The 23,222-nt window shown below is 63.7% G+C and carries 26 protein-coding genes; 13 read left to right on the plus strand and 13 right to left on the minus strand.

All coding sequences use genetic code 11. From position 1 onward, the window contains the following. Nucleotides 1-22: 22 nt before the first annotated feature. The 5 genes from FNB15_RS10360 to FNB15_RS10380 all read right to left on the minus strand — a co-directional run bounded on the left by FNB15_RS10360 (nucleotide 23) and on the right by FNB15_RS10380 (nucleotide 2,603). On the minus strand, nucleotides 23-388 hold the full coding sequence (locus tag FNB15_RS10360; RefSeq protein ID WP_144068627.1) for a response regulator: 366 nt from the start codon (nucleotides 386-388) through the stop codon (nucleotides 23-25). Then, a complete protein-coding gene (locus tag FNB15_RS10365) occupies nucleotides 385-699 on the minus strand; it encodes an STAS domain-containing protein (RefSeq protein WP_185973808.1) in 315 nt (104 codons plus the stop codon). The genes FNB15_RS10360 and FNB15_RS10365 overlap by 4 nt, the downstream gene beginning before the upstream one ends. Nucleotides 700-875: 176 nt before the next feature. Continuing rightward, nucleotides 876-1,334, minus strand: a complete 459-nt coding sequence (locus FNB15_RS10370; protein ID WP_144068629.1) for a hypothetical protein — start codon at nucleotides 1,332-1,334, stop codon at nucleotides 876-878. A 195-nt stretch (nucleotides 1,335-1,529) separates the two neighbouring features. Beyond that, nucleotides 1,530-2,066 (minus strand): hypothetical protein, encoded by a 537-nt coding sequence (locus FNB15_RS10375; protein ID WP_144068630.1) that lies wholly within the window; start codon nucleotides 2,064-2,066, stop codon nucleotides 1,530-1,532. A 108-nt stretch (nucleotides 2,067-2,174) separates the two neighbouring features. Next, complete coding sequence (locus tag FNB15_RS10380) at nucleotides 2,175-2,603, minus strand: hypothetical protein (protein ID WP_144068631.1); 429 nt, start codon at nucleotides 2,601-2,603, stop codon at nucleotides 2,175-2,177. Nucleotides 2,604-2,965: 362 nt separating this feature from the next. On the opposite strand from FNB15_RS10380, the gene FNB15_RS10385 reads away from it, so the two are divergent. From FNB15_RS10385 to FNB15_RS10400, 4 genes are all read left to right on the plus strand, one after another. Further along, nucleotides 2,966-4,156: a pentapeptide repeat-containing protein gene (locus tag FNB15_RS10385; protein WP_144068632.1), complete on the plus strand. Its 1,191-nt coding sequence runs from the start codon at nucleotides 2,966-2,968 to the stop codon at nucleotides 4,154-4,156. A gap of 24 nt (nucleotides 4,157-4,180) precedes the next feature. Next, a complete protein-coding gene (locus FNB15_RS10390; RefSeq protein ID WP_144068633.1) occupies nucleotides 4,181-4,837 on the plus strand; it encodes a chemoreceptor glutamine deamidase CheD in 657 nt (218 codons plus the stop codon). A 24-nt stretch (nucleotides 4,838-4,861) separates the two neighbouring features. Beyond that, entirely contained in the window at nucleotides 4,862-5,413 is a 552-nt protein-coding gene (locus tag FNB15_RS10395; RefSeq protein WP_144068634.1) for a response regulator, read from the plus strand. Nucleotides 5,414-5,494: 81 nt separating this feature from the next. Next, nucleotides 5,495-5,920 (plus strand): DUF2794 domain-containing protein, encoded by a 426-nt coding sequence (locus FNB15_RS10400; RefSeq protein ID WP_144068635.1) that lies wholly within the window; start codon nucleotides 5,495-5,497, stop codon nucleotides 5,918-5,920. A gap of 80 nt (nucleotides 5,921-6,000) precedes the next feature. On the opposite strand, the gene FNB15_RS10405 is transcribed toward FNB15_RS10400, so the two are convergent. From FNB15_RS10405 to FNB15_RS10420, 4 genes are all read right to left on the minus strand, one after another. Continuing rightward, the gene (locus tag FNB15_RS10405; protein WP_144068636.1) at nucleotides 6,001-6,225 is read right to left on the minus strand and encodes a hypothetical protein; all 225 of its coding nucleotides are present in this window, start codon (nucleotides 6,223-6,225) and stop codon (nucleotides 6,001-6,003) included. Nucleotides 6,226-6,374: 149 nt separating this feature from the next. Continuing rightward, nucleotides 6,375-7,688: a tetratricopeptide repeat protein gene (locus tag FNB15_RS10410; protein ID WP_144068637.1), complete on the minus strand. Its 1,314-nt coding sequence runs from the start codon at nucleotides 7,686-7,688 to the stop codon at nucleotides 6,375-6,377. A gap of 1 nt (nucleotide 7,689) precedes the next feature. Continuing rightward, nucleotides 7,690-9,195 (minus strand): M81 family metallopeptidase, encoded by a 1,506-nt coding sequence (locus FNB15_RS10415; protein ID WP_144068638.1) that lies wholly within the window; start codon nucleotides 9,193-9,195, stop codon nucleotides 7,690-7,692. Nucleotides 9,196-9,358: 163 nt separating this feature from the next. Beyond that, on the minus strand, nucleotides 9,359-10,084 hold the full coding sequence (locus FNB15_RS10420; RefSeq protein WP_144068639.1) for a Bax inhibitor-1/YccA family protein: 726 nt from the start codon (nucleotides 10,082-10,084) through the stop codon (nucleotides 9,359-9,361). A 253-nt stretch (nucleotides 10,085-10,337) separates the two neighbouring features. Between FNB15_RS10420 and FNB15_RS10425 the strand changes: the two genes are divergently transcribed. After that, nucleotides 10,338-11,540, plus strand: coding sequence for a Bcr/CflA family multidrug efflux MFS transporter (locus tag FNB15_RS10425; RefSeq protein ID WP_144068640.1), 1,203 nt, complete (start codon nucleotides 10,338-10,340; stop codon nucleotides 11,538-11,540). A gap of 1 nt (nucleotide 11,541) precedes the next feature. On the opposite strand, the gene FNB15_RS10430 is transcribed toward FNB15_RS10425, so the two are convergent. Genes FNB15_RS10430 through FNB15_RS10440 form a run of 3 tightly spaced genes read right to left on the minus strand, consistent with a single transcriptional unit; the run spans nucleotide 11,542 to nucleotide 15,421 of the window. Continuing rightward, nucleotides 11,542-12,147 carry a class I SAM-dependent DNA methyltransferase gene (locus FNB15_RS10430; protein ID WP_221932629.1) on the minus strand — a complete coding sequence of 202 codons (606 nt, stop codon included), beginning with the start codon at nucleotides 12,145-12,147 and terminating at the stop codon, nucleotides 11,542-11,544. Then, nucleotides 12,144-14,651, minus strand: a complete 2,508-nt coding sequence (locus tag FNB15_RS10435) for an ABC transporter permease (protein WP_144068641.1) — start codon at nucleotides 14,649-14,651, stop codon at nucleotides 12,144-12,146. The genes FNB15_RS10430 and FNB15_RS10435 overlap by 4 nt, the downstream gene beginning before the upstream one ends. Further along, on the minus strand, nucleotides 14,651-15,421 hold the full coding sequence (locus FNB15_RS10440) for an ABC transporter ATP-binding protein (protein WP_144068642.1): 771 nt from the start codon (nucleotides 15,419-15,421) through the stop codon (nucleotides 14,651-14,653). Before FNB15_RS10440 ends, FNB15_RS10435 begins: the two co-directional genes overlap by 1 nt. Nucleotides 15,422-15,519: 98 nt before the next feature. On the opposite strand from FNB15_RS10440, the gene FNB15_RS10445 reads away from it, so the two are divergent. The 5 genes from FNB15_RS10445 (at nucleotide 15,520) to FNB15_RS10465 (ending at nucleotide 20,261) form a co-directional block, all read left to right on the plus strand. Beyond that, nucleotides 15,520-16,122 (plus strand): arylesterase, encoded by a 603-nt coding sequence (locus FNB15_RS10445; RefSeq protein WP_246068659.1) that lies wholly within the window; start codon nucleotides 15,520-15,522, stop codon nucleotides 16,120-16,122. Nucleotides 16,123-16,227: 105 nt separating this feature from the next. Continuing rightward, nucleotides 16,228-17,286: an NADP(H)-dependent aldo-keto reductase gene (locus tag FNB15_RS10450; protein WP_144068644.1), complete on the plus strand. Its 1,059-nt coding sequence runs from the start codon at nucleotides 16,228-16,230 to the stop codon at nucleotides 17,284-17,286. A gap of 51 nt (nucleotides 17,287-17,337) precedes the next feature. After that, a complete protein-coding gene (gene thpR, locus FNB15_RS10455; protein ID WP_144068645.1) occupies nucleotides 17,338-17,985 on the plus strand; it encodes an RNA 2',3'-cyclic phosphodiesterase in 648 nt (215 codons plus the stop codon). 9 nt (nucleotides 17,986-17,994) lie between these two features. Continuing rightward, nucleotides 17,995-18,705 (plus strand): Sir2 family NAD+-dependent deacetylase, encoded by a 711-nt coding sequence (gene cobB, locus FNB15_RS10460; protein WP_144068646.1) that lies wholly within the window; start codon nucleotides 17,995-17,997, stop codon nucleotides 18,703-18,705. A 128-nt stretch (nucleotides 18,706-18,833) separates the two neighbouring features. Then, nucleotides 18,834-20,261: a sensor histidine kinase gene (locus tag FNB15_RS10465; RefSeq protein ID WP_144068647.1), complete on the plus strand. Its 1,428-nt coding sequence runs from the start codon at nucleotides 18,834-18,836 to the stop codon at nucleotides 20,259-20,261. Between the two features lie 18 nt (nucleotides 20,262-20,279). Here FNB15_RS10465 and FNB15_RS10470 read toward each other — a convergent pair whose 3' ends face one another. Next, nucleotides 20,280-20,687, minus strand: coding sequence for a metallopeptidase family protein (locus FNB15_RS10470; protein ID WP_144068648.1), 408 nt, complete (start codon nucleotides 20,685-20,687; stop codon nucleotides 20,280-20,282). A gap of 92 nt (nucleotides 20,688-20,779) precedes the next feature. Here FNB15_RS10470 and FNB15_RS10475 point away from each other — a divergent pair, with 92 nt between their 5' ends. The 3 genes from FNB15_RS10475 (at nucleotide 20,780) to FNB15_RS10485 (ending at nucleotide 23,164) form a co-directional block, all read left to right on the plus strand. Then, nucleotides 20,780-21,112, plus strand: a complete 333-nt coding sequence (locus tag FNB15_RS10475; RefSeq protein WP_144068649.1) for a 4a-hydroxytetrahydrobiopterin dehydratase — start codon at nucleotides 20,780-20,782, stop codon at nucleotides 21,110-21,112. Continuing rightward, nucleotides 21,109-21,726, plus strand: coding sequence for an SCO family protein (locus tag FNB15_RS10480; RefSeq protein ID WP_144068650.1), 618 nt, complete (start codon nucleotides 21,109-21,111; stop codon nucleotides 21,724-21,726). The genes FNB15_RS10475 and FNB15_RS10480 overlap by 4 nt, the downstream gene beginning before the upstream one ends. A 193-nt stretch (nucleotides 21,727-21,919) precedes the next feature. Further along, nucleotides 21,920-23,164, plus strand: coding sequence for a polyhydroxyalkanoate depolymerase (locus FNB15_RS10485; RefSeq protein WP_144068651.1), 1,245 nt, complete (start codon nucleotides 21,920-21,922; stop codon nucleotides 23,162-23,164). The last annotated feature ends 58 nt before the right edge of the window (nucleotides 23,165-23,222 follow it).

Below are 23,222 nucleotides of genomic sequence, written 5' to 3' on the forward strand. Positions count from 1 at the left end.
GCGTCGCCGTTCCGCCGGCCCGTTACGGGCTGACCTTGCGGATCACTTCCAGCAGTTTGCCCGGGTCGAACGGTTTGACGATCCAGCCGGTGGCACCCGCGCTGCGACCCTCTTCCTTCTTGGACTGGCTGCTTTCGGTGGTAAGAATCAGAACCGGCGTCGCCTTGTTCTTCGGCTTCTTGCGCAGTTCCTTGATGAAGGTGATGCCGTCCATCACGGGCATGTTGATGTCGGTGATGATGACGTCGACGGTATTGGCTTCCAGCAGGTCGAGACCTTCCTGGCCATTCTCGCCCTGAATGACTTCAAAACCACCCTGCTTCAGCGCGAATTGCAGCATCTGCAGCATGGTCTTCGAGTCGTCGACAGTGAGAACGCGCTTGGTCATGTCTGTACCGGCCATTTCATGAGATACGAGAAGAGGCCCAGGTCGTCGAAGGCGCTCACGAAGGCATCGCTGGGCGATTTCACGACGAAGGGAATGCCATGCTGTTCCATATGCTGGGCAGCCGACAGCAGGATCTGCACGCAGGGGGTCGACAGGCGCTCGACGGGCGCTGCGTCGATCACCACCTTGCCGCCCTGCGCCATCATCTCGTGCAGGCTGTGCAGCAGCGGCTCGGCGGCGCGCAAATCCATGCTGGCCACCAGGCCGAGCTGGCTCGCATCGTCGGTCTTCGTAACCGTGAACGGTTCCATCAACTCCCCCACAGCACCCGCAGAGCGAGCGCTGACCGCCCCCATATCGGCAGTCGTAAACCTTTATCTGCGCGAGCCTAGCCGAGGGCCCGGCGCGACGGAAGGGGGATGCTTCGGGGGTTATTAAAAAACCACATGCCTATCGGCACTTCGGCTCACCCAAAGGGCTGAGCCGGTTACTGGTTGCGGCCCAGATCGATGGTGGCGAGGCTCTGCGCCCGCATGGCCAGCTTGATTTCGTGATAACGCTGGCGGAGCTCCTGGCGGGTGCCGCCGGCGAGCTGGAACATCATGATGATGGCGCTTTCCAGGTCATCGGCGCAGCGGCCGATGCTGTCGAGATCGCCGTCGGCCATCTCGGTTTCGCCGAGCTGACGCAGATAATCCGCGATCCACAGGGAATGAACCGCAAGTTGCGAAAGCGACTGGCCCTGGAAGCGGGTTTCGGTGTTGAAGCGTTCGCTGATCCGGGGCAGGCGCGCCACCGGCGGAGCCGGCTCGATATCCTCGGCCTCGACGTCGATGATGGCATCGTCGGACGGCCCATAGCCGAAGCCCGCCCCATGACTGTAGGCGGCATCGTCCTGACCGTAATCCCGGTCGTGTTCTGCGAACAACCCTTGATCGAGATCCACGGGTGTTCCAATCCCTGAAGGCAGAATCTGGCATGACGAATCGGCGCCTGGTCCGATTCGGTTTCAACTTACCTGCCACGATTCGGGGGGTCAAGGAGAACCGCTAGATGACGGGGTTCAGCCCAGAGTCAACACAATCCGTTGGGGTTAGGCGGATTTCCGGCTCAGATGGTCGCCACAGCGGAGCGGGGCGGTTCAGCCGCCGATGCGGGCACCGGTCTTGAGCACCACTTTTTCCAGGCCCGACACCAGTTCGCGGCCGATGGCCCCGCCGTCGCCGCTGATCTTCTGGCTCAGCACGACATAAAGCGCGTCGATATGCGGCGACACCACGGCGGTACTGACCTTGGCACCTTCGGTATTCAGGCAATGTTCGAGATAGTTGCTCAGGTAATGCGTGATCGTGGTGACCAGCGGATAGCCGAAGGTGCCGCCCAGGCCCTTCATGTCCCAGCAGATGCGCAGCATCTTTTTGACGCTGTCCGGGGAATCGAGGTCGGTCGCTTTGAGTTCCTCGAAGGAGGCGCGCATGCGGCCGAGATCGTCATCGGCCCATTTCGCATACATCTTGTGGCCGAGCACCTGTACGGCGATCTCGGCTTCCTTGATGGCTTCCTTGTCGATGCCACCGCCGCCTACCTTCATTTTGAGGTAATTGGGCGGGGTGACGAATTCCGCACCCTTGGAGGGTTTGGACGCGCCATCCGTCTTTGCGCTGTCGTTGTCGGCCATTCTAGCTTTCAAAGCTCCCGCAGCGGCGTAACAGCCGTGCAATACCACAGGCAAAGTAAACGTCCCGTTTCACAGCCGCAACCGAATACATACTGATCCTTACAAAGACTAGAACAGTTCGACGTCGCTCTTGGCTGCGATTGTGGGAGCACTGCGGCCTGCATCCTCAGATGGAGCGCCGAGCAGGTAATGCTGGAAATGCGCCCGCACCTGTTCCAGCGTCTGGCTGGCAATGAGGCCTTCGCCCCAGCCTGCCGCACGTTCGGTCAGGCGCGGCGCCCAGTCGCGGCCCGACTGGTCGCGGATGATGTCCTCGACATACCGGAGTGCGTTGATCAGATGCTGCTGGCGCTGGCTGCGCAGGTCGTCGCCCTGCATCAGCGCGATGGCTTCGCCCATGAGAGGCGAGCCCGGCATCTGGCTGCCAAGCTCGACCAGTTTGGCGGCAAAGGCCTGGCCATTGGCGTTCTGCGCCTTCTGCAGGTCCTCGACCTCTTCTTTCAGGGCGAGCAGCACCAGCGCGATGAAATCCAGCAATTCGCGCGAACCGGCAGGGCTGATGCCCTCCGTGCTGCCCGATTGTGTAGTGTGATTATCCCTCGGCAATGCCCGAGCCTTCCCCATTTGCTGACTTTTGGCACAGTTCAGGCCGCTTTGCACCCGTTCTGCCGGTTGCTGTTGCGGTAATCTTTGGTCGTATCCGGTCCTCTTCGGTGGGAGTTCGCCCTTGCGGACTACGACCGGTGGTTGTTGTCAGATCTGGCCTCGCCGCCATCCTCCCACTTTGGCCAAAACCGTTGCGAGCCGGTACTTAAAAGCCGGTAATGATGGCCAGCATACATATGCCGCTGTGGAGAAACGTGCTAACTAGCTGACTGATAAGGGGGCGACGCGCGGATATGGATCCGATCGACATCAAAGAGATGCTGCACCATCACCATCTTTGGCTGAAGGGCATGCCCAGCGGCAAGCCGGCGGATTTCGCTGGCCGCGATCTGACGGGTGCAGATTTCAGCGGCGCCGATCTGCGTCGTGCGTCATTCCGCATGGCGAAGTTGCGCGATGCCCGCCTGACCAAGGCGCAACTCGTGCAGTGTGATCTCTTCAAGGCCGATCTCAGCGGCGCCGATCTCAGTGAAGCCGATCTCAGCCGCGCCGACCTGCGCGGCGCGACGCTGGAAAGCGTCAACATGGCCGGCGCCAATCTCACCGGCGCGAATTTCCGCCGCGGCCTCGAACTTGGCCAGGATGCCGGCGAAGGCGTCGAAGTGCTGCGTCAGAATGTCACCGGCAGCAATTTCGCCGGCGCCACGCTGGTCGGCGTCGATGCGCTGGGCGCGGATTTCAGCGGCAGCAATCTGGCGGGTGCAAACCTGCAGGATGCCGCACTCACCGACTGCCAGCTGGTCAGCGTCGATCTCACCGGCGCTGATCTGGCCGGCGCCACGCTGGCGAGTGCCAATCTGGTTGGCGCGGAACTGAGCGGCGCCAATCTTGCCGGCGCCACATTGCAGGGCGCCAACCTGACCGATGCGCATCTGCACGGCGTCGATCTCAGCAATGTCGAAACCTTCGGCGCCAATGTGGTGATGGCCAATATGGCCCCCGAGCCCGCATCTGCGGCACCCAAGCCGATGACCGAGGCGGAAATCCACGCCGCGCTGGCCGCTCACAAGAGCTGGGTCGGCGGTGGCGATGGCCGCCCGGCCAACCTGCGCGGCCAGGATCTCAGCGGCTTCGATCTCGCCGGTCTCGATCTCTCGGGCATCAAGTTGCGGGGCGCGGCCCTGCGCGATGCCACGGTCGACAACACGACCTTCCAGTTCGCCGATCTCTCGGGCGCCGACATGCGCGGCTGCAGCGCGCTGGGCACAACCTTTGCCGGCTGCAACCTGACGGGTGCCGATCTGCGCAATGGCCGGTTCAGCGGCAGCCGGTTTGCCAGCGCCGAAATCCTCTCGGGTACGGGGGAGCGGACCGGCCGTCGGATCTATACGGATTTGTCGAATGCGCGCCTGGCCGGTGCCACCTGCGACGGCGTCGACTGGGCGGATGCCATCCTCCACGACGTCAGCGGTCTTGAACCGTGACCGGCGCATAGCCATGATGATCCGATGAACACCACTCCCGGCAGCATCCTGCGGCGTCCCGCCGCGACCGAGGGCAGCGCGGCTGGCCCTACGGCGGAGCGCCGGCGGTATTACGACCCGATTCTAAAAGTTAACGTGGTCCAGGTGTTCCAGGGCGATTTCTTCGTCTCCACCCGCGAGGGTGAGATGCTGGCGACAGTTTTGGGCTCTTGTGTGGCAGCCTGCATCCGCGATCCGGTGGCCGGAGTCGGCGGGATGAATCACTTCCTGCTGCCCGACAAGGGCGGCGACACCAATCCGGATTTGCCGTTCTCCGCCTCGTTGCGCTACGGTAGTTACTCGATGGAACAGTTGATCAACGGAATTCTCGGCGCTGGCGGACGGCGCGAGCGGCTGGAGGTGAAGGTCTTCGGCGGTGCCAATGTGCTGGCCGGCCTGCGCGGTATCGGCCATCAGAATGCCGACTTCGTCGAACGCTATCTGAAGGATGAAGGCTTCCGGGTCATGGGGGCCGACCTGCGCGGCACGCTGCCGCGCAAGGTTCAGTATTTCCCGGCCACCGGCGTGGTGCGCATGAAGCAGATCGAGGATGCCAGCGCCAAGGCCGTGTTCCAGCGTGAGAGCGCCAAGAAGATCACTGCGGTGCAGACCACGGCCGGCAGCATCGAGCTGTTCGACTGAGGCTGGCTTACAGAGCACCGTTCCATGCCATATAAACTCAACAATGTCGCAGTGCTTGTGATCGACAGCAATCACAACCACATGCAGCTTATTAAAGAGGTTCTTCGACCGCTCGGTGTCACGCGCATTGCAGAATGCCTGAATGCGAAGGATGCACTCACCTATCTCGAAAACAACGTCGTCGATATCATCTTCACCGAGTGGCATATGGACGGCGAGATGGATGGCCTTGGCCTCGTCGAGTGGATCCGCAAGAACCCGGCGTCGAAGAACGTGTTCGTGCCGATCGTGATGGTGACCGCGCAGTCGGAAGAGTGGAAGGTAATTAAGGCGCGCGATGTCGGCGTCACCGAATTCCTGGTGAAGCCGTTCTCGGCCAAGACGATGGCGCGCCGCATCACCATGGTGATCGAATATCCGCGCCAGTTCGTGCGCACCGACGACTTCTTCGGCCCCGACCGGCGGCGCCACAAGGTGTCGAACTACACCGGCGAGGAACGCCGCAAGGACATGCTGGAGAAGGGCGACCAGCAGATGGACGACAGTGCGGTTCAGAACCTGCTGAACGAGCTTTGAGAGTTTTCTCGGCTTGACGGCCCGCAATTGCGGGACCAAGATTCACATCACCGAAACATGCGGGAGGTTGGCCGTTCCGGTATGAGCGAGGTTGTCACCTTGCAGCAGTTCAGGCGTTTGCCAGAGGACTCTGCCCATGACGGGGCGGGGCATGGTGCTGACGTCAAGCTGATCGTTGCCAGAAGCACCGACCCGAGGCCGGCGACAGAGCCGGCCGTTTTTTTTGACCGCCGCGAATTCAACCTGATCCTCAATCTCTACGCCCGCATGGTCGGGATGGGCGAATGGCGCGACTATGCCATCGGGCATGACCGCGAAAGCTGCAGTTTCGCCGTTTTCCGCCGCACCGCCGACGGCGCGCTTTATCGCATCGTGAAAACGCCGAAGCTGGCGCGCAAGCAGGGTGCGTTTGCCATCGTCGCGCAGGGCGGTCGCATCGTGCGGCGCGGTAAGGAGCTTGCTGTCATGCTGCGCTTCTTCGAGCCCAAGCGCGAAGCCACGCTTTAATTCTGCAAAGAAAAAGGGCCCCCGCCAATCAGCGGAGGCCCGGACCAGAAATCAGTCCTGATCAAACGGTCAACTGGTGATCAGACCTTCTTGGCCTTCTTGGCGGCCGGCTTGGCAGCAGCCTTCTTCTCGCCAGTCTTTTTCTTGGCGGGCGCAGCAGCCTTTTTCTCGGCCTTCTTGGCCGGCTTGGCGCTCTGCGTCTGGCCGGCGGCCTGCGCGGCCGGGGCGAAAGCAGGAGCAACGGTGCCAGCCAGGAAGCCGGCCATTGCGAAAGCAGCGGCAATCATTTTCACGCGGGTCAACATCAGGGTCCATCCCTATGCAATGTGCTGCAAACCGGTCCGTCGCATAGCTTGGCGAATCACCGGCTGCATCGCGTTCACGTTGCGCCTCTCGCATGCAATCGGCAATGGGCGATATTTTGCCTGCGACGCTGTGTCGGTTTACGGGAAGTTTATACCTGCAGGAGCGTGACGAGCTCGCGACGATGTTTCGCGACGTTTGGCCGATCCTGCAAACGACGCTCCAGATGCGGCTTTATCGCGGCTTTCTCGCCTGCTTTCGCACCGGCCTGCAGCCACACCTGCCAGAACAGATCGCGTTGCGCATGGCTGCCGCCGATCTGCTGCAGGCCCTCCAGTGCCGAAGGTAATTTTTCGTATACCTGTCGCCACTCGCCGCGACCGTAGGCCACAACCCCCTCGGCCAGCGGCAGACCGACCAGGCGCCAGATCTGCGTCGTCAGCTGCTCAGGCTGGCTGGCGACGTGATTGCGCAGGCTGCGGAGCAATTCCTTGGCAGCAGCATCTCGTCCGGCGCGGCTGAGCGCCAGCAGGTAATGCGCATCCAGGAAAGGCTCGACATGCTCGGGCCCGCGCTTCTCGATATAGTCCGCGACATCCTGCCAGCGGTTGCCGATCTCGAGACCGGCGAATTCCAGCCGCGCCAGCAAAGCCACGGCATTCACCTGGTCCTGGCTGTAGTCCTTCCACACCCCCCAGACCTGTTCGTCATAGAGGCGGAGCGCGTCTTCGGGCCGGTCGGCGTCGATCGCGAACAGCGCGGCATGCCACCAGTTGTGGCTGCGCATGAAGGAATTCTTCTCGGCCCAGCAATCGGAAAAGCCGAGCATGGTCTCCAGACCCTCGGCGCAGCGGCCCTGCGTTTCCATCACATGCGCCAGCGCATGATGCGCCCATGGTTCGCAGCGCTTCAGCGCGATCGCCTGCCGCGCGGCGGCTTCGGCCTCGTCCAGCCGGTTCATTTCCTCCAGGCCAAACGCCAGCATGCCATGCATCTCGGCCGCATCGCGATGATGCGGCAGGGCGGCCTGCGCGATGCGCAGCATCCCGGCGAGGTCGCCGACATGGAACATATGGAACTGCGTCATCTTCACGGCGGCCAGGTCCTGCGGCCAGCGTGTGGCGATATCTTCGGTCAGCCGGATCGCTGTCTCGGCGTCATTGGCCACCCAGGCAGACACCTGCGCATGCCACAGCCGCTCGCGTTCGGTGGCACGCGCCAGATGCGGTTCAGCATTGCGCAGCCAGGGCCGGGCCTTGGTGACCGACTCTCCGGTCTGCAGGAACATCTCCAGCGCCGCCGCCTTGGCCTGCGCGATCACGCAGGCCGGGTCGGCGCGCGCCGCCTCCCACACGGCGGCTGCCGTGGTGCCGTAAGTCAGGAAGCTGGTGTCGAAGGTGTTCAGGCCTTCGATGCAGGCCGGGTTGTCGGTGGCAATCTCGAGGCCCCAGCGGTCTTTCAGCATGTTATTTCGCGGCGTCCTGCCAGTCGTTGATCTTGTCGAGCGGATAGATCGGCCGGCGCACGTTCCGGTAGGGGATGATGCTGTTGTCCGACGTCGTGACGCCTTCGCCATCCAGCGTAAACGTCGCTTTGGCCAGCGGTGCGAAACCGGCGCGATAATGGATGCGCGATTTCAGCAGCAGGAATTTCTTGTGCTCAGGCTCAATGCCGACCGAGCGGAACACGCCGGTATCCCAGGGCTCGTGATGCCGCGACACGATCACGATCTGCATCCGGCCGTCGACTTCCAATACGGCTGTGGGGCCCATCATCACCTTGTAGCCCGTATACATCGGGCCACGCACGATCCATTCGCCGTCGGTCAGCGTCTTGACCTTGCCGGTGACTTTCAGCGGCTTGCCCTTCAGTTTCAGCGACGGCATGTCGCTCTTGCCGCCGAGATCGAGCGTCACGGTCGCGCCGACGCCGGCCTTCTGCATCGCCTCGACCGCCGCCGGATCCCAGACCGCGCCGACGGCGACGTCTTCCAGACCCTGCTTCAGCACTTCGGCGATCACCATCATCACATCCTGCGTGCCGCCCGAGCCGCAGTTGTCGGCGTGATCCAGCAGGATCACCGGGCCGCCGAGATTTTTCGCACCGGTCTGCTTGGCCTTGGCCACCGTGTCGCCGAGGTCGCGATGCTGGTAGATATGCAGATCGCGCTTGTCCCACACCTTGGCAGCGATCGCATCGGCGGCGGTATCGGCCTGCTTCTGGTCGTTGCCGACGGTGATCACCGTGGTGCCGGCTTCCGTGATGTCGGCCATGGCAAAACCGCCGAACACACTGGCGCAGGGCAGGCCTTTGGCTTCCTCATCCACGCAGGCCTGGATCGCCGATTTCATCGGCTCGTCATCCGTGCCCTGGCACAGCGTCTGCGACAGCAGCGGCAGCTGGCGCAAGGCCATCGCCGGTTTGGCCCGCTTGCCGGCCAGGAAATCCATCACCACGCGGCCGACCTGGCCGGCCACCACGTCCATGTCGACATGGGGATAGGTCTTGTAGCCGATCAGCGCCGTGCAGTTGTTCACCATCTTGGGCGTCAGGTTGCAATGCAGGTCGAGCGTGACGGCAATCGGCAGGTCGGGCGCGATCTTGCGGATGTTTTCCAGCAGCGTGCCTTCGCCGTCTTCCAGGCCTTCCACCGCCATGGCGCCATGCAGGTCGAGCAGGCAGCCATCGCAGCCGGCGCGCACCGCCTCCAGGATCGGATCGGTCAGCCGCTTGTAGGCGTCGGCCGTGACCGGTCCGCTCGGCATGGCTTCCGCGGCCATCGGCAGTACGACCTCGGCGCCGTATTCCCTGGCGAGGTTGAGATAGACGCCGAGCGGCATGTTGGTCTTGCCATAGGCGTCGATGGCGGCCTGGCCCGTGTACAGCCCCCAGGCCTCGAAGCGGGCGAAATCTGTGACGAGCGGCGAAAACGTATTGGTTTCGTGCTTCACCATCGCGAGGACAAGTTTCATGGGGCCGGCAATCCTTGTTCGTAAGCAGATGATTTCAGCTTACGGCTGCCGGCTTGGGCTTGTCACGGGGGAAGCGAATGGTTCAGGCGTGGTTCGGCACTGCACAAAAAAAGCCCCGGCAGTTACCTGCCGGAGCTCTTTGGAAACCGGGTTTTAGCCGGGATCACTCGTTCTTCTGGCCGAACAGGCTGAGCAGGGCCATGAAGATGTTCAGGAAGTTCAGGTACAGCGAGGTCGCGCCGAACACCGCCTGCTTGGTCTGGATATCCGAGGCATCGCCCTCGTAGAACTCAGACTTGATGCGCTGCGTGTCGAAGGCGGTCAGGCCGGTGAAGACCAGGACGGTGATCGCCGAGATCGCGAACTGCAGCACGGTCGAGCCCAGGAAGATGTTCACCACGCTGGCGATCACCAGACCGATCACGCCCATGAACAGGAACGTGCCCATGCCGGTCAGGTCGCGCTTGGTGGTGTAGCCCCACAGGCTCATCGCGCCGAACATCGCCGCGGTGATGAAGAAGATGCGCAGGATCGACGTGCCGGTGTAGACCATGAAGATGGTCGAGATCGACAGGCCCATCGTGGCGGTGAAGGCCCAGTAAAGGCCCTGCACTGCGGCGGCCGACATCTTGTTGGCGCCGAAGCTCATCACCAGCAGGATGCCAAGCGGAGCCAGCATGACCACGAAGGACATGCCGCCGGTGAAGAGGGTGCTCATCAGGGCGGGAGACTGCGAAACCACGAGGGCGACGATGGCGCTCAGCGCCAGGCCCGAGCCCATGTAGTTGTAGACCCGCAGCATGTAGCTGCGCAGGGCCTGATCCACCACGGCACGATCGATCGTGGTGGTGCCGTAGCCAAAGCGCGGCTGATTGAACGGGGTCGCCATAGGTTTGCCTCCTCAGACAAATGTTGTTCCCAGCATATTGTCAGTGCCGGGGTGAAATTCAAGAATAAACCCTGCATAAAATTTCTTTATAAGTCATTCAGGTGACGGAGATTTTTCATCCGGATGGGGGATTTGCCGCCAAACTGGGCTGCTGCAGATTTTGTGAGTCCGGCCCTCGTCAGGCGGCAGGGCGCGGCGTACAAAGACGACGCCCCGACGTGATGGCGGAAAACCGCCAATTTTTCAGGTTCTTATGACCGCAACCCCGAGCAATCCAACGGCCAGTGCGCCCTCACTCTGGCGTCTGACCCTGATTCTGGGGGCGCTCAGCGCCTTCACGCCGCTGGCGGTCGACATGTATTTGCCGGGCCTGCCGGCGCTGGAGCGCACGCTCGCCACCGATTCAGGCGGCGTGCAGCGGACGCTCTCGGTGTTTTTTCTCGGCCTCGCCATCGGCCAGCTGGTTCTCGGGCCGCTCAGCGATCGGTATGGCCGGCGCGGACCGCTGCTGGTCGGCAACCTGCTGTTCATCGCCGCTTCCATCGCCTGCGCACTGGCGCCCACCATCGACAGCCTGATCGCCGCGCGCTTCGTGCAGGCTTTCGGCTCCTGCGCCGGCATGGTGATCTCGCGCGCCATGGTGCGCGACCTGTTCGAGCCGCGCGAAGGCGCGCGGGTGATGTCGCTGCTGATGCTGGTCACCGGCGTGGCGCCGATCCTGGCGCCGCTGATCGGCGGCTACATCCTGGCGGTGTTCGACTGGCACGCGATCTTCTGGCTGATGGCCGGCATCGCCACGCTGGTGATGATCGCGGCAAGGCTGTGGCTGCGCGAAACCCGCGGGCCCCAGCCCGACATGCGGCTGACCCTCGGCTCGGCCTTGCGTGTCTATGCCGACCTGCTCACCACGCGGCGCTATATGGGCTACGCGCTGGCCTCCGGTTTCGGCCTGGGCGGGCTGTTCTCCTATATCGCGGCCTCGCCCTTCGTGTTCATCGATCTCTTCCATCTGTCGCCGCAGGCCTTCGGTTGGGTGTTCGGCATCAATGCGGTCGGCATCATCGGCTTCTCGCAGGTCAACCGCGCGCTGCTGCGGCGCTTCACGCTGGACGAAGTGCTGATCGTCGCGCTCTTTGTCATGGCCTCGGCCGGTTTGCTGCTGCTGGTCTGCACGGGCTTTTCCATTGGCGGCATCTGGGGCGTCTGGCTGCCGCTGTTTCTCTACATCACCAGCCTGGGTGCCGTGCTGCCCAATGCCGGTGCGAGCGCCATGGCCGCCGAAGCACATCGCGCCGGTTCGGCCGCGGCATTGATCGGCACGCTGCAATTCGGCCTGGGTGCGGTGACCAGCGGCCTTGTCGGCCTGCTGGCGGCCAGCCCGGCGCTGGGCATGGGCATGATCGTTGCCGCCTGCGGTGTCGCCGGCCTCGCGGCGCGGCTGACTTTGGCGCGCTGACTTAAGCCTTTCGCTGCGCCAGCCAGACGGTATGGCCGGCGCAGTCGGCGTCATTCGCTTTATGCGCCACGACGGTAAAACCGGCTTCCGCCAGTAGCAGGCGATATTCTTCGGGCGCGAGGCTGGCATGATACAGCGCCTCGCCGGCATGGTCGCCGGTGGCTTCGCCATGCGCCGGCCCGCTGGTGAACATCAATGCGGCATCGGGCGCGGCATGGCGGCGGAAAGTCTCGAACATGGCGCGCTGGTCGTCATAGGTGAGATGGAAGAAGCTGTCCCAGGCGACAATGCCGTTGAAGCTGCGCTGCAGCGCAAGGCCGCGCATGTCGGCCTCGATCCAGTCATGCGCGGGGAAGCGCTGGCGACAGAGTGTGAGTAAAGTCGGCGCGGTATCGATGCCGGTGACGCCGAAACCCTGCGCGATCAGCCAGGCCGCGATCGGCTCCGCATGACCGCAGCCGAGATCCAGTACGGCAGCCTTCGCGGGCAGCAAAGCGGCGAAACGCTCCAGCCAGCTACGCTCGAACAGCGCGCGGCTGCGGCGGGTGTCGAATTCGCCCGCCTTGCGTTCGTAGATGCCGATGATCTGCTCTGGCTGTGCCATCATACAGTGCGCAGCAGCGGTGCGGGTTTCGCGGCCAACGCCTGCCAGGCACCGGCCAGACCGAGCAGCAGCGTGGCCGCGACACCGCCCAGTGCCGTTGCCGCGGCCACGCCAGGTGCGAAGTAGAATTGCGCATTCATCATCACCGTCACCATCGCCCAGGCCGCCGCCCAGCCGAGCAGGAAGGCGAGCGCCGCGCCGACCAGACCGACAGTGCCGTATTCGATCACATGCGCCAGGATGATGTCGCGGCGTGTAGCCCCCAGCGCTTTCAGGATCGCGCCTTCCTTCAGGCGGCGGCGATGTTCGGCGGCCAGCGCACCGGCCAGCACGATCAGGCCGGCGACCAGCGTGATCGCCGCCGCGCCACGTACGGCGGCGCCGAGCTTGAGCACGATGCTGTTCAGTTCGGTCAGCACGTCTTTCATGCGCACGACCGAGATGCCGGGGAATTTCTGCGTCACGATGCGGAACAGGTTAAGTTCCGCCGCCGGGCTGGCTTTCACGGTGGCGAGGAAGGTGTGCGGTGCGCGTTCCAGCAGGCCGGGCGAGAAGACCAGCACGAAGTTGATACCCATCGAACTCCAGTCGAGCTGGCGGATGCTGGCGACCTCGGCCTCGATGTCGCGGCCCAGTACATTCACCGTCAGCTTGTCGCCGATGCCGACATTAAGCCCCTGCGCGGCCTTCTCCTCGATGGAGATCAGCGGCGGGCCGTTATAGTCGCGCGGCCACCATTGCCCGGCGGTCAGCTTCGAGCCGGCCGGCAGGTCGCGCGCATAGGTCAGGCCGCGATCGCCCTGCAGCACCCAGCGCTGCTCGGCCGCCACGTCGATCTGCGCCGAGGGCACACCCTTCACCTGCGTGATGCGGCCGCGCAGGTTGGGCACGGTTTCCAGATCGCGCGCCCCGGGCGAGCCGAGCACGGTGGCGCGGAAGTCGTCCATCTGGTTGTTCTGGATATCGACAAAGAAGAAAGCCGGCGCTTCGTCTGGCAGGCGTTCCTCCACCTGGGCATGCAGGTTGCTTTCCACCAGCGTGATCGCCACCAGCAGCGTGAGCGACACCCCGAGCGACAGCAGCAACGCGGCGGTGGCCGCACCCGGCCGGTGCAGGCTGGCAAAGGCCAGTTTCAGCCGCACGTCGCGCGGGCGGATGTGGCGGGCCACTTTTGCCACGCCGGCCGCGATCACACGGAACAGCACAAAGGCAATGATGGCGGCGAAGACGAAGGCCGAGGCGAAGCGGCGCTCCTCGGTGCCGAGGATGGCGAGGGCGGCCAGCGCAACAAACAGCGCCAGTGTCGCGATCACATAGCCGGGGCGGGGCAGACGGCGACCGGGCGCGACCAGATCGCGATACAGGGCGGCCGGGCGTATTTCGGCGGCGCGCGCCAGCGGCCAGATGGTGAAGGCCAGCGCCACCAGCAGGCCGTAAGCCGCCGCCAGCGCGAGTGGCTGCCAGTAGACGCCCGGCACGAGTGGCAGCGGCAGCACCTGGGCCAGCGCGCCGGCGGCGAGATTGGGCAGTGCGGCGCCCGCGACGAGCCCGATGCCGATACCGAAGACGGCGAGCAGCAGCGTCTGCCACAGATAGACACGGAAGATGAGTCCTGATGTCGCGCCGAGCGATTTCAGCGTGGCGATGGTCGGCGTCTTGCCGCTCAAGTGAGCATGCACGGCATTGGCGACGCCGACGCCGCCGATCAGCAGCGCGGTCAGGCCGACCAGTACGAGGAACAGTCCGGCACGATCGAGGAAGCGCCGCACGCCGGGGCTGCCTTCCTTCCAGTCACGCATGCGCCAGCCGGACTCGGCGAAGTCGCGCTTGGCGATCTCCTGAACCTGCGGTGCGGTCAGGCCCGAGGTCAGCTTCACGCTGTAATGCCAATAGGCCATGGTGCCGGGCTGCACCAGTTTCGTGGCGCCCAGCGCACTGGTGGCGATCATGACGCGCGGGCCAAGAGTCAGTCCCTCGGTGGCGCGGTCGGGTTCGCGTGCGATGACCGTGCGGATTTCAAATTCGGCTTCACCGATGCTCAGCCTGTCGCCGATGGCGGCATCCAGCCGGATCAGCGTCTGCGGATCGACGGCCACGCCGGCCACGCCGTTCTTCACCGCCAGCAGGTCGTGGATATTTCCCGGCTGTTCCAGATCGATGTGACCATAGAGCGGATAGGCGCTGTCGACGGCCTTCAATTCCACCAGCGTGCGCTGGTCGCTGCGGATGGCATGCGCCATGGCGCGCATCTGCACGGCCTGCGCCACTTGGCCCTGACTTTCGAGGAAGGCCTGTTCCTGCGGCGTGGTAGGGCGGTGGATCAGGCGGAATTCGATATCGCCGCCGAGCAGGCTGCGGCCATCGCGTTCCAGGCCGGCCACGATGGATGCGCCCAGCGTGCCGATGCCGGCAATCACCGCGACGCCGAGGCCGAGACAGGCAACGAACAGGCGGAAGCCGCGCAGGCCGCCGCGCAGCTCACGAAGCGAGAAACGCAGGGACAGCATCAGTCGGCCGCCTGCTGCCGGGAAGCAGTATTGGGACTGGTTTCAATTGCTTTCACCTTGCCGTCCTCGATCCGCACCACGCGGTCGCAGAGCGCGGCCAGGTTTTCGTCATGCGTGATCAGGATCAGCGTCGAGTTCAGCTTGGCGGCCTCGCCGAACATCAGATCGATAATGGCATGGCCAGTGCTGCCATCCAGGTTGCCGGTCGGCTCATCGGCCAGCAGCAAGGCCGGATGCGGCGCCACGGCACGGGCCAGCGCCACGCGCTGCTGCTCGCCCCCCGAAAGCTGCGCCGGATAATGCGTTTCGCGCTTCGCCAGTCCCACCTGCGCCAGCGCTGCGCGGGCGCGGTCGATGGCATCACGCGCGCCTGCCAGTTCCAGCGGAACGGCGACGTTTTCCAGCGCCGTCATGGTCGGGATCAGGTGGAAACTCTGGAACACGATGCCGACGCGGCTGCGGCGCCATAGCGCCAGCTTGTCTTCATTCAGCGCATTCAGATCGCCGCCGGCGACCTGAACCTTGCCGCTGGTCACGCGTTCCAGCCCGGCCAGCACCGCCAGCAGGGTGGATTTGCCAGATCCCGAAGGGCCGACAATGCCAATGCGTTCGCCCGGCATCACATCCAGGTCAATGCCGCGCAGGATATTGACCGGCCCGGCCGTGCTGGCGAGAGTGAGGTGGACATCGTTCAGTTGAACAATGGGGTTCAGGCGAACGATGGGCTCGCGCTCGGCTTGAGTGGGCGGGTTCGCGCTGGATGACGCCATCGGTGGTCAGGTCCCCGTCAGGAAGGCAGATTGTGAAGTTATACGAAAGATATGGGTTTTTCCGGCGCTGTCACAATGTCGCAGCCCTGCTTGGGGTGATGCTGATCACGCTGTTGTCAGCGGCAACGCCTGTTCAGGCGCAGAATCAGGCGCCGAGCCGCCTGCTGGTGTTCGGCGACAGCCTGGTGGCGGGTTACAGTTTGCCGCCCGATGCTTCTTATCCGGCCCAGCTTGAAAAGGCGCTCAAGGCGAAGGGCGTCAATGTCGCGGTGATGAATGCCGGCGTCTCGGGTGATACTACGGCGGCTGCCGCGTCGCGGCTCGACTGGGCGCTGGCCGACAAGCCGACCCATGTGATTGTCGAACTGGGCGCCAACGACATGTTGCGAGGACTGGCACCTGAACAGGCGCGCGCCAATCTGGACAGCATCCTCGCCAAACTGAAACAGGCCAACCTGCCGGTCCTGCTGATGGGCATGCTGGCGGCACCCAATCTGGGGGTCGATTACGGCCGTCGCTTCAACAGCATCTATCCGGATCTGGCCGCCAAGCATGGCGTGCCGCTCTACCCCTTCTTCCTCGAGGGCGTGGCTGGCGATGCCAAGCTGAATCTCGGCGACGGGATCCACCCCACGCGGGACGGTGTTGCCATCATGGTGGATCGCACGCTCCCCCACATTTTGCGGTTCCTGGGGCAGTGACCCTCAATTCGTTGTTGTAAAAGCCGAGTCTGGCCGACAAAATAGGCTTGCCGCCGAAACAGCTGGGCGGCTTTTTGGCGCCAGTACCGGGTTGGGAGTTTTGTCATGGAGTTCCGTCGTTTAGGCCGCACCGACATTCAGGTCAGCCTGATCTGTCTTGGGACCATGACCTGGGGCGAACAGAACACCGAGGCCGAGGCGCATGCCCAGCTGGATTATGCGCTGGACCACGGCATCAATTTCATCGACGCAGCCGAGATGTATCCGGTGCCGCCCAAGGCGGAAACGCAGGGCCGCACTGAAAGCTACATCGGCACCTGGCTGAAAAAGCGCAAGGATCGCGACAAGATCGTGCTGGCCACCAAGGTGGCCGGGCGCGGTGGCGGCCCGCGCGGCGAGTTCGACTGGCTGCGCGACGACAAGCAGCCGCCGAATCTGAGCCGCAAGCAGATTTTCGAAGCCGTCGACAAAAGCCTGAAGCGGCTGCAGACCGACTATATCGATCTCTACCAGACGCATTGGCCGGATCGCCTGACCGTCAATTTCGGCCGCGCCGAATATCCGTGGAACGACGAGGCCTCGATCGCCATCGCCGAAACGCTGGATGCGATGGGCGAGCTGGTGAAGGCCGGCAAGATCCGCACCATGGGCGTGTCGAACGAAACCGCCTGGGGCGTGATGCAGCATCTCAAGGATGCCGACGCCCATACAGCGCGCCCACGCATCGTGTCGATCCAGAACCCGTACAGCCTGCTCAATCGCTGGTATGAAGCCTCGCTGTCCGAGGTCACCAGGATGGAAGAGGTCGGCCTGCTGGCCTATTCGCCGCTCGCCATGGGCGTGCTGAGCGGCAAGTATCTCGGCGGCGCCAAGCCTGCGGGCGCGCGGCTCACGCTGTTCACCCGGTTCACCCGCTACAGCAATCCGCGCGTCGACAAGGCGACGGAGAAATATGTGGCGCTGGCGCAGCAGCACGGCCTCGATCCGTCGCAGATGGCGCTGGCCTTCGTGAATACGCGGCCCTTCGTGGCCAGCAACATCATCGGTGCCACCAGCCTCGAACAGCTGAAGGCCGATATCGACAGCCTCAACGTGAAACTGCCGCAGGAGGTGCTGGACGGGATCGAAGCGATTCACCGCGAATATCCGAACCCGAGTGCCTGAATAGGGCGCTCGTTCCGGGCCGCAAGGTCACTTTCAGCGGAGGCCCCAGCCATGATCCGCTTGTTCGTCGCCCTGAGTTTCCCTGATGAGATTCGCCAGTCGCTGGCCGCACTCTGCGCCGGCGTCCCTGGCGCGCGCTGGGTCAATCCCGACCAGTTTCACCTCACGCTTCGCTTCATCGGCGAAGTCGATGGCCGCACCGCTCGCACGGTGTCGGATGCGCTCTCCACTATCATCATGCCGGATTTCGACCTCGAACTGTTCAGCGTCGGTACCTTCGGCGACAGGCGCAAGGCCAATTCGCTCTGGGTCGGCGTGCGGCCGAATGCTGCGCTCAACCGCCTGCAGGAAAAGGTCGACAATGCCGTGCTGCGCTCCGGCATTGCACCCGATCGTCGCAAGTTTGCCCCGCATGTCACGCTGGCGCGGCTGAACAACGCGCCGTTCGACCGCATTGGTGCATACTTGAGCCATCACGCGCTCTATGCCGGGCCGCGCACTCGCTGCGACCGCTTCACGCTTTATTCCAGCTTCCTGTCCTCATCGGGCGCGATCTATACGCCGGAGCAGGTCTATCGCCTGGATGGCGGCCTCGCCGAGGATGCCGAGCATGACTGGATGGCGGATGAGGCCGAGGCCTGGGATCAGGATCACGGCGACTGGGACAAGGCGGAAGCGGCGGCCTACGGTGCAGAGTAGTTGGGCCGGGTGACGCGACGTTTTAAGTCGATCGTCATCCTCACCGGCGCCGGCATCTCGGCCGAGTCCGGGCTTGGCACTTTCCGTGACAAGGACGGCCTCTGGACCAAATACGATCTGAACGAGGTGGCGACGCCGGAAGGCTTTGCGCGCAATCCTGAGCTGGTGCACGACTTCTACAATGCGCGGCGCAGGAATCTGGTCGAGGCCTCGTGCAATGCGGCGCATGTCGCCCTTGCCGAACTTGAGCAGAAATTCGACGGCGACGTCCTGCTGGTGACGCAGAATGTCGATGACCTGCATGAGCGCGCCGGCTCAGCCAGGCTGATGCATATGCATGGCGAGCTGCTGAAGATCCGTTGCGAGGCCTGCGGCAGCGTGCTGGCATGGCGCGAGGATCTCGATCTCGCCACCACCTGTCCCGCCTGTGCCATCACGGGCCGCTTGCGGCCGCATGTGGTCTGGTTCGGCGAAATGCCGCTCTACATGGAGGCGATTTACGACGCGCTGGCGCTCTGCGACCTGTTCGTCTCCATCGGCACCTCGGGGCAGGTCTATCCGGCGGCGGGTTTCGTGGCCGATGTGCGCCGGCGCGGCCTGGCCCATACCGTCGAGCTCAATCTCGATCCCTCCGACGGCTTTTCGCTGTTCGCCGAGAAAATTTATGGCCCGGCGACGCAGGTGGTGCCGACTTTCGTCGAACGCCTGCTCAGCGTCTGAACTTCCGCGGCTGTTACTCGCGGCTTAGGTTCTGGCGTGCGATGCGCCGCATAGGTTGAAACTCGTTCCGTATCCTGATTCTCAGTTGCGACAAGGGAGTTGATACGACTAGGTTTTCGGTCGCCATCATGACCGCCTCCCCCAACATGTCCGCCCTGTCGTCTGCGACCGCCCTGCGCTGGTACGACACTGCTTTTGCCGATGCGGCGAAGGAGCGCGAGTTCCAGCAGGCGGAGGGGCCGAGCGCGATTGTCTATGCACGGCTGGCGCTCGGTCTGGCCGCCGTGCTGTTCGCCAGCTTCGGCATTACGGACTGGCTGTTCGCGCCCAATGCGCTGGCGATGAGCGCGATCCGCGCCGCCAGCATCCTCGTCCTGCTGATCGCCTTCGGCGCCACATACTCGCCGCGCGTCCTGCCGCATCACCAGTTGCTGATGCAGGTCGGTGCGCTGTCGGTCAGCATCGGCTATATCGGCATCGTCGCGCTGGCGCCGCCGCCGCTGCTGCCGCTTTACCTCGATTGCGTGGTGCTGATCATCATCGGCATCTTCGTCGTGCTGCGCATGGGCACGCTGCGCGCGTCCCTCTCGGTGCTGGTCGTGATGGCGCTGCTGGATGCCACCTATCTTTATGTGGGTCTGGGGACACAGCAGGATTTCATCGTCTATCAGCTGATCATGCTCACGGCCTTCGCGATTGGCTTCTTCTCCAACTACATCTACGAACGCCAGCGCCGCATAGCCTATCTCGGCCGTCGCGGTGCCGAGCAGCAGGCCGCCCGGCTGGAGCAGGCTTTGCGCCGCGCCGCAGAAGCCCAGATGCAGGCCGAACAGGCCGCCCGCGTCAAAAGCGATTTCGTCGCCCATGTCAGCCATGAACTGCGCACGCCGCTGAATGCGGTGATCGGGTTCGGTGAAGTGCTGGAACGCCAGATCTTCGGCCCGCTCGGACATGCCAAATATGCCGAATATGCCCGCGACATCCGCGAGAGCGGCCAGCATCTGCTGTCGCTGATCAACGACGTGCTCGATCTGTCCAAGGTCGAGGCCGGCCGCATGGAGCTGCATCGCGAACTGCTGGCGCCGCATGAACTGGCGCGCGCCAGCCTGGTGCTGGTGTCGGGCCTGTCACATGTCCGCGGCACGCGGATCGCGGTCGATGTGTCGCAGGAGCTGCCGCCGGTCTTTGGTGACTCGCGCGCGATCAAGCAGATGCTGGTCAACCTGCTGTCGAATGCGCTGAAATTCTCGCCGCCGGGTGGTCAGGTCAGCATCACGGCGGACGCCGGCGACCGCCATATCCGCTTCGTGATCAGCGACAACGGTCCGGGCATGACGGCCGAGCAGGTGCAGATCGCGATGACGCCGTTCGGCCAGGTCAGCGGCATGGTGGCAGACAGCGAACGCGGCACCGGGCTGGGACTGGCGCTGGCCAACAGTCTGGCCGAATTGCATGGCGCGCCGCTGCGGCTCGAATCCGAGCCCGGGCGCGGCACACGCGCCATCATCACGCTGCCGCGCGGCCATGCGCATCTGCTGGCCCCCGCAGAAGTGTAATCCGTGTAAGCCTGGGCTTTAGTCGGGAACACTGGCCTCGATGCGGTCCATGTCGTCGTCCGACAGGCCGACATGGTGGCCAATCTCGTGGATCAGCACATGGCGCACGACATGGCGCAACGATTCGCCGCTCTCGCACCAGTAATCCAGCAGCGGCCGGCGATAGAGGAAGATCATCGCCGGCATCGTGCCGGTCTCGCCGCGCTGTTCGGCCAGGAAGCTGCCGCCGGTATATAGCCCCAGCAGGTCAAACGGCGTCTCGCAGCCCATCTCCTGCAGCACCTCGTCGTCGGGGAACTCCGCCACCTGGATCGGCACGCCGTCGATATAGCGGCCCAGCGCCGGACGCAGGCGTTTCAGCTCGGCCTCGCCGAGGGCGGCGAGGTCATCCAGCGTCGGAGCGATCAATTTGGCGGCATCACTCATGCGGCAGAACGTCTCAAGCGGTTGGGGCGTGGTTGAAGCGGGGTATCCTGCGCGCTAGCTTGCGCAGCAACGAAGGGTCCGAGGAGGATGACATGGCCATTGCCAAACTGGAAGGCGCCGCCCGCCAGGCCGCAGTGCAGGCGCTGGCCGGCTGGCAGGAGGCCAAAGGCCGCGATGCCATCGTGAAGACTTTCGTCTTCGCCGATTTCAACACGGCTTTCGGCTTCATGACGCGTGTCGCGATCCAGGCCGACAAGGCCGATCATCATCCCGAATGGTTCAATGTCTATAACCGCGTCGAGATCACGCTGACCACGCATGATGCGGATGGCCTGAGCGAGCGCGACGTGAAACTGGCGACATTCATCGATACGGCGGCTGCAGCCGCCGGCGCCAAGCATAGCCAAAGCGGGGTAAAATCATGAGCGCGGCATCCCGCGGCCTGAAGCGCGGCCTGGTTCTGGCCGCCATCGTCGCGCTGTTCGGCGTCGTCGGCTATCTCGCCATGCCCTATCTGCTGCCGCAACGCGGCGACGAAAATGCCGGTAGCGGCGTGGTCAGCATCGGCGGGCCGTTCAGTCTGACCGACCAGGACGGCAGGGCCGTCACCGACAAGGATTATGCCGGCAAGCTGATGCTGGTCTATTTCGGCTTCACCAACTGCCCCGATATCTGCCCCACCGGCCTGCAGACGATTGCACTGACGATGGACCAGCTCGGCAATGATGCAGCCAAAGTGCAGCCGATCCTGATCACCGTCGATCCCGAACGCGACACCGCGCCGGTGATGAAGGACTACGTGCAGGCCTTCCACGAGCGCCTGGTCGGCCTGACCGGTACGCCGGAGCAGATCGCCGCCGTCGCCAAGGCCTACCGCGTCTACTACCAGAAGGTCACCCTGAAGGATTCCAGCCTCGGCTACTCGGTTGACCATTCCGGCTTCATCTATCTGATGGATGGAAAAGGGCAGTATCTGACCCATTTCCGTCATGATGCGACGCCGGATCAAATGGCGCAGCGAATCCGCCAGCGCCTCTAATTCCTTGGGATTACTGGATTTCCACCCGCCTGCACGCATATGTTGCAGTGCAAAATAAATCGTGCGGCCACGGAGGAAGCAGCGTAAGCTGTGACCTGTCAGGCCGGGCGGCCACGATTCTCTAACGGTTATGTCCGAGCCTTGTTATGCGGCCGCCTTACTTGGGCCGCGCTCCGGCATCAGGGTGGGACCTATGCTCTACCAGCTCTTCGAAATACATCAGGCGGCTCTGCAGCCCTTCCGCGTCCTCGCCGAGGCGCAGACCCAAGCGCTGAAACTGCCCTATCTGCCGATGAACTACACGGCGGCGGCGCGCACGCTGGCCGCCGGGCTGGAAGTGTTCAGCAATATCACCCGCCGCTATCCGAAGCCGGAATTCGGCCTCGCCACCACGATGGTGGACGGTATCGAGTGCGACGTGACCGAACATGACGTGCTGGTGCTGCCATTCTGCCGGCTCAAGCATTTCCAGCGCGCGGGCTGCGAGGCCCGCAACGATCCCAAGCTGCTGATCGTGGCGCCGCTGTCGGGCCATTATGCCACGCTGCTGCGCGGCACCGTGGAAGCGATGCTGCCTAATCACGAGGTCTACATCACCGACTGGGTGGATGCCCGCGACGTGCCGCTGAGCGAAGGCACGTTCAGTCTCGACGATTACGTCGATTACGTCCGCGAATTCTTCGCCGCCCTGGGTCCGGGCGCGCATGTGATGGGCGTGTGCCAGCCTTCGGTGCCGGTGCTGGCCGCCGTGGCGTTGATGTCGGCCGAGAATGACGCGCATGTGCCGCGTTCGATGACGCTGATGGGCGGCCCGATTGATACCCGCCTCAGTCCCACCGTGCCGAACGACCTGGCGCAGGAACATTCCATCGAGTGGTTCGAGCACAGCGTGATCAATCGCGTGCCCTTCCCGCATGCCGGTTTCATGCGTCCGGTCTATCCCGGCTTCATCCAGCTGACCGGTTTCATGACCATGAACCTGGATCGCCATGTCGGCGCCCATGTCCGCCTGTTCCATAACCTGATCAAGGGCGACGGCGACAGCGCCAAGGCGCATACCGATTTCTATGACGAATACCTCGCCGTGATGGACCTGCCGGCCGAATACTACCTCCAGACCGTGAAGACCGTGTTCCAGGACCATGCCCTGCCGCGCGGCATCATGACCGTGCGCGGCGAGACGGTGGATTGCACCGCGATCCGCAGGACCGCGCTGCTGACGGTGGAAGGCGAGAAGGACGATATCTCCGGCGTCGGCCAGACCATGGCGGCACACGACCTCTGTCCGAATATCCCCAAGGCCATGCGCGGCCACTACCTGCAGGCCGGCGTGGGGCATTACGGCGTGTTCAACGGTCGGCGCTGGCGCGAGGAAATCGCCCCGCGCGTCACGGCCTTCATCCGCCAGCACGACGGCAAACCCGCCAAGAAGCGTTAATCGGGAAGCGCTAAGGCTCGGCTGAATCCTTTATAGAAGCGCCATCCTGGCGTAATCT

This window comes from Ferrovibrio terrae, from assembly GCF_007197755.1.
Lineage (GTDB): Bacteria > Pseudomonadota > Alphaproteobacteria > Ferrovibrionales > Ferrovibrionaceae > Ferrovibrio > Ferrovibrio terrae.

Coding starts and splice junctions, on each gene's coding strand:
- FNB15_RS10450 (WP_144068644.1), top strand. CDS start 16,228: ATGGAGTTCCGTCGTTTAGGCCGCACCGACATTCAGGTCAGCCTGATC.
- FNB15_RS10405 (WP_144068636.1), bottom strand. CDS start 6,225: ATGTTGACCCGCGTGAAAATGATTGCCGCTGCTTTCGCAATGGCCGGC.
- FNB15_RS10425 (WP_144068640.1), top strand. CDS start 10,338: ATGACCGCAACCCCGAGCAATCCAACGGCCAGTGCGCCCTCACTCTGG.
- FNB15_RS10400 (WP_144068635.1), top strand. CDS start 5,495: ATGAGCGAGGTTGTCACCTTGCAGCAGTTCAGGCGTTTGCCAGAGGAC.
- FNB15_RS10435 (WP_144068641.1), bottom strand. CDS start 14,651: ATGCTGTCCCTGCGTTTCTCGCTTCGTGAGCTGCGCGGCGGCCTGCGC.
- FNB15_RS10415 (WP_144068638.1), bottom strand. CDS start 9,195: ATGAAACTTGTCCTCGCGATGGTGAAGCACGAAACCAATACGTTTTCG.
- FNB15_RS10440 (WP_144068642.1), bottom strand. CDS start 15,421: ATGGCGTCATCCAGCGCGAACCCGCCCACTCAAGCCGAGCGCGAGCCC.
- FNB15_RS10365 (WP_185973808.1), bottom strand. CDS start 699: ATGGAACCGTTCACGGTTACGAAGACCGACGATGCGAGCCAGCTCGGC.
- FNB15_RS10465 (WP_144068647.1), top strand. CDS start 18,834: ATGACCGCCTCCCCCAACATGTCCGCCCTGTCGTCTGCGACCGCCCTG.
- FNB15_RS10445 (WP_246068659.1), top strand. CDS start 15,520: ATGCTGATCACGCTGTTGTCAGCGGCAACGCCTGTTCAGGCGCAGAAT.
- FNB15_RS10475 (WP_144068649.1), top strand. CDS start 20,780: ATGGCCATTGCCAAACTGGAAGGCGCCGCCCGCCAGGCCGCAGTGCAG.
- FNB15_RS10375 (WP_144068630.1), bottom strand. CDS start 2,066: ATGGCCGACAACGACAGCGCAAAGACGGATGGCGCGTCCAAACCCTCC.
- FNB15_RS10480 (WP_144068650.1), top strand. CDS start 21,109: ATGAGCGCGGCATCCCGCGGCCTGAAGCGCGGCCTGGTTCTGGCCGCC.
- FNB15_RS10390 (WP_144068633.1), top strand. CDS start 4,181: ATGAACACCACTCCCGGCAGCATCCTGCGGCGTCCCGCCGCGACCGAG.
- FNB15_RS10420 (WP_144068639.1), bottom strand. CDS start 10,084: ATGGCGACCCCGTTCAATCAGCCGCGCTTTGGCTACGGCACCACCACG.
- FNB15_RS10470 (WP_144068648.1), bottom strand. CDS start 20,687: ATGAGTGATGCCGCCAAATTGATCGCTCCGACGCTGGATGACCTCGCC.
- FNB15_RS10360 (WP_144068627.1), bottom strand. CDS start 388: ATGACCAAGCGCGTTCTCACTGTCGACGACTCGAAGACCATGCTGCAG.
- thpR (WP_144068645.1), top strand. CDS start 17,338: ATGATCCGCTTGTTCGTCGCCCTGAGTTTCCCTGATGAGATTCGCCAG.
- FNB15_RS10430 (WP_221932629.1), bottom strand. CDS start 12,147: ATGATGGCACAGCCAGAGCAGATCATCGGCATCTACGAACGCAAGGCG.
- FNB15_RS10395 (WP_144068634.1), top strand. CDS start 4,862: ATGCCATATAAACTCAACAATGTCGCAGTGCTTGTGATCGACAGCAAT.
- FNB15_RS10485 (WP_144068651.1), top strand. CDS start 21,920: ATGCTCTACCAGCTCTTCGAAATACATCAGGCGGCTCTGCAGCCCTTC.
- FNB15_RS10410 (WP_144068637.1), bottom strand. CDS start 7,688: ATGCTGAAAGACCGCTGGGGCCTCGAGATTGCCACCGACAACCCGGCC.
- FNB15_RS10385 (WP_144068632.1), top strand. CDS start 2,966: ATGGATCCGATCGACATCAAAGAGATGCTGCACCATCACCATCTTTGG.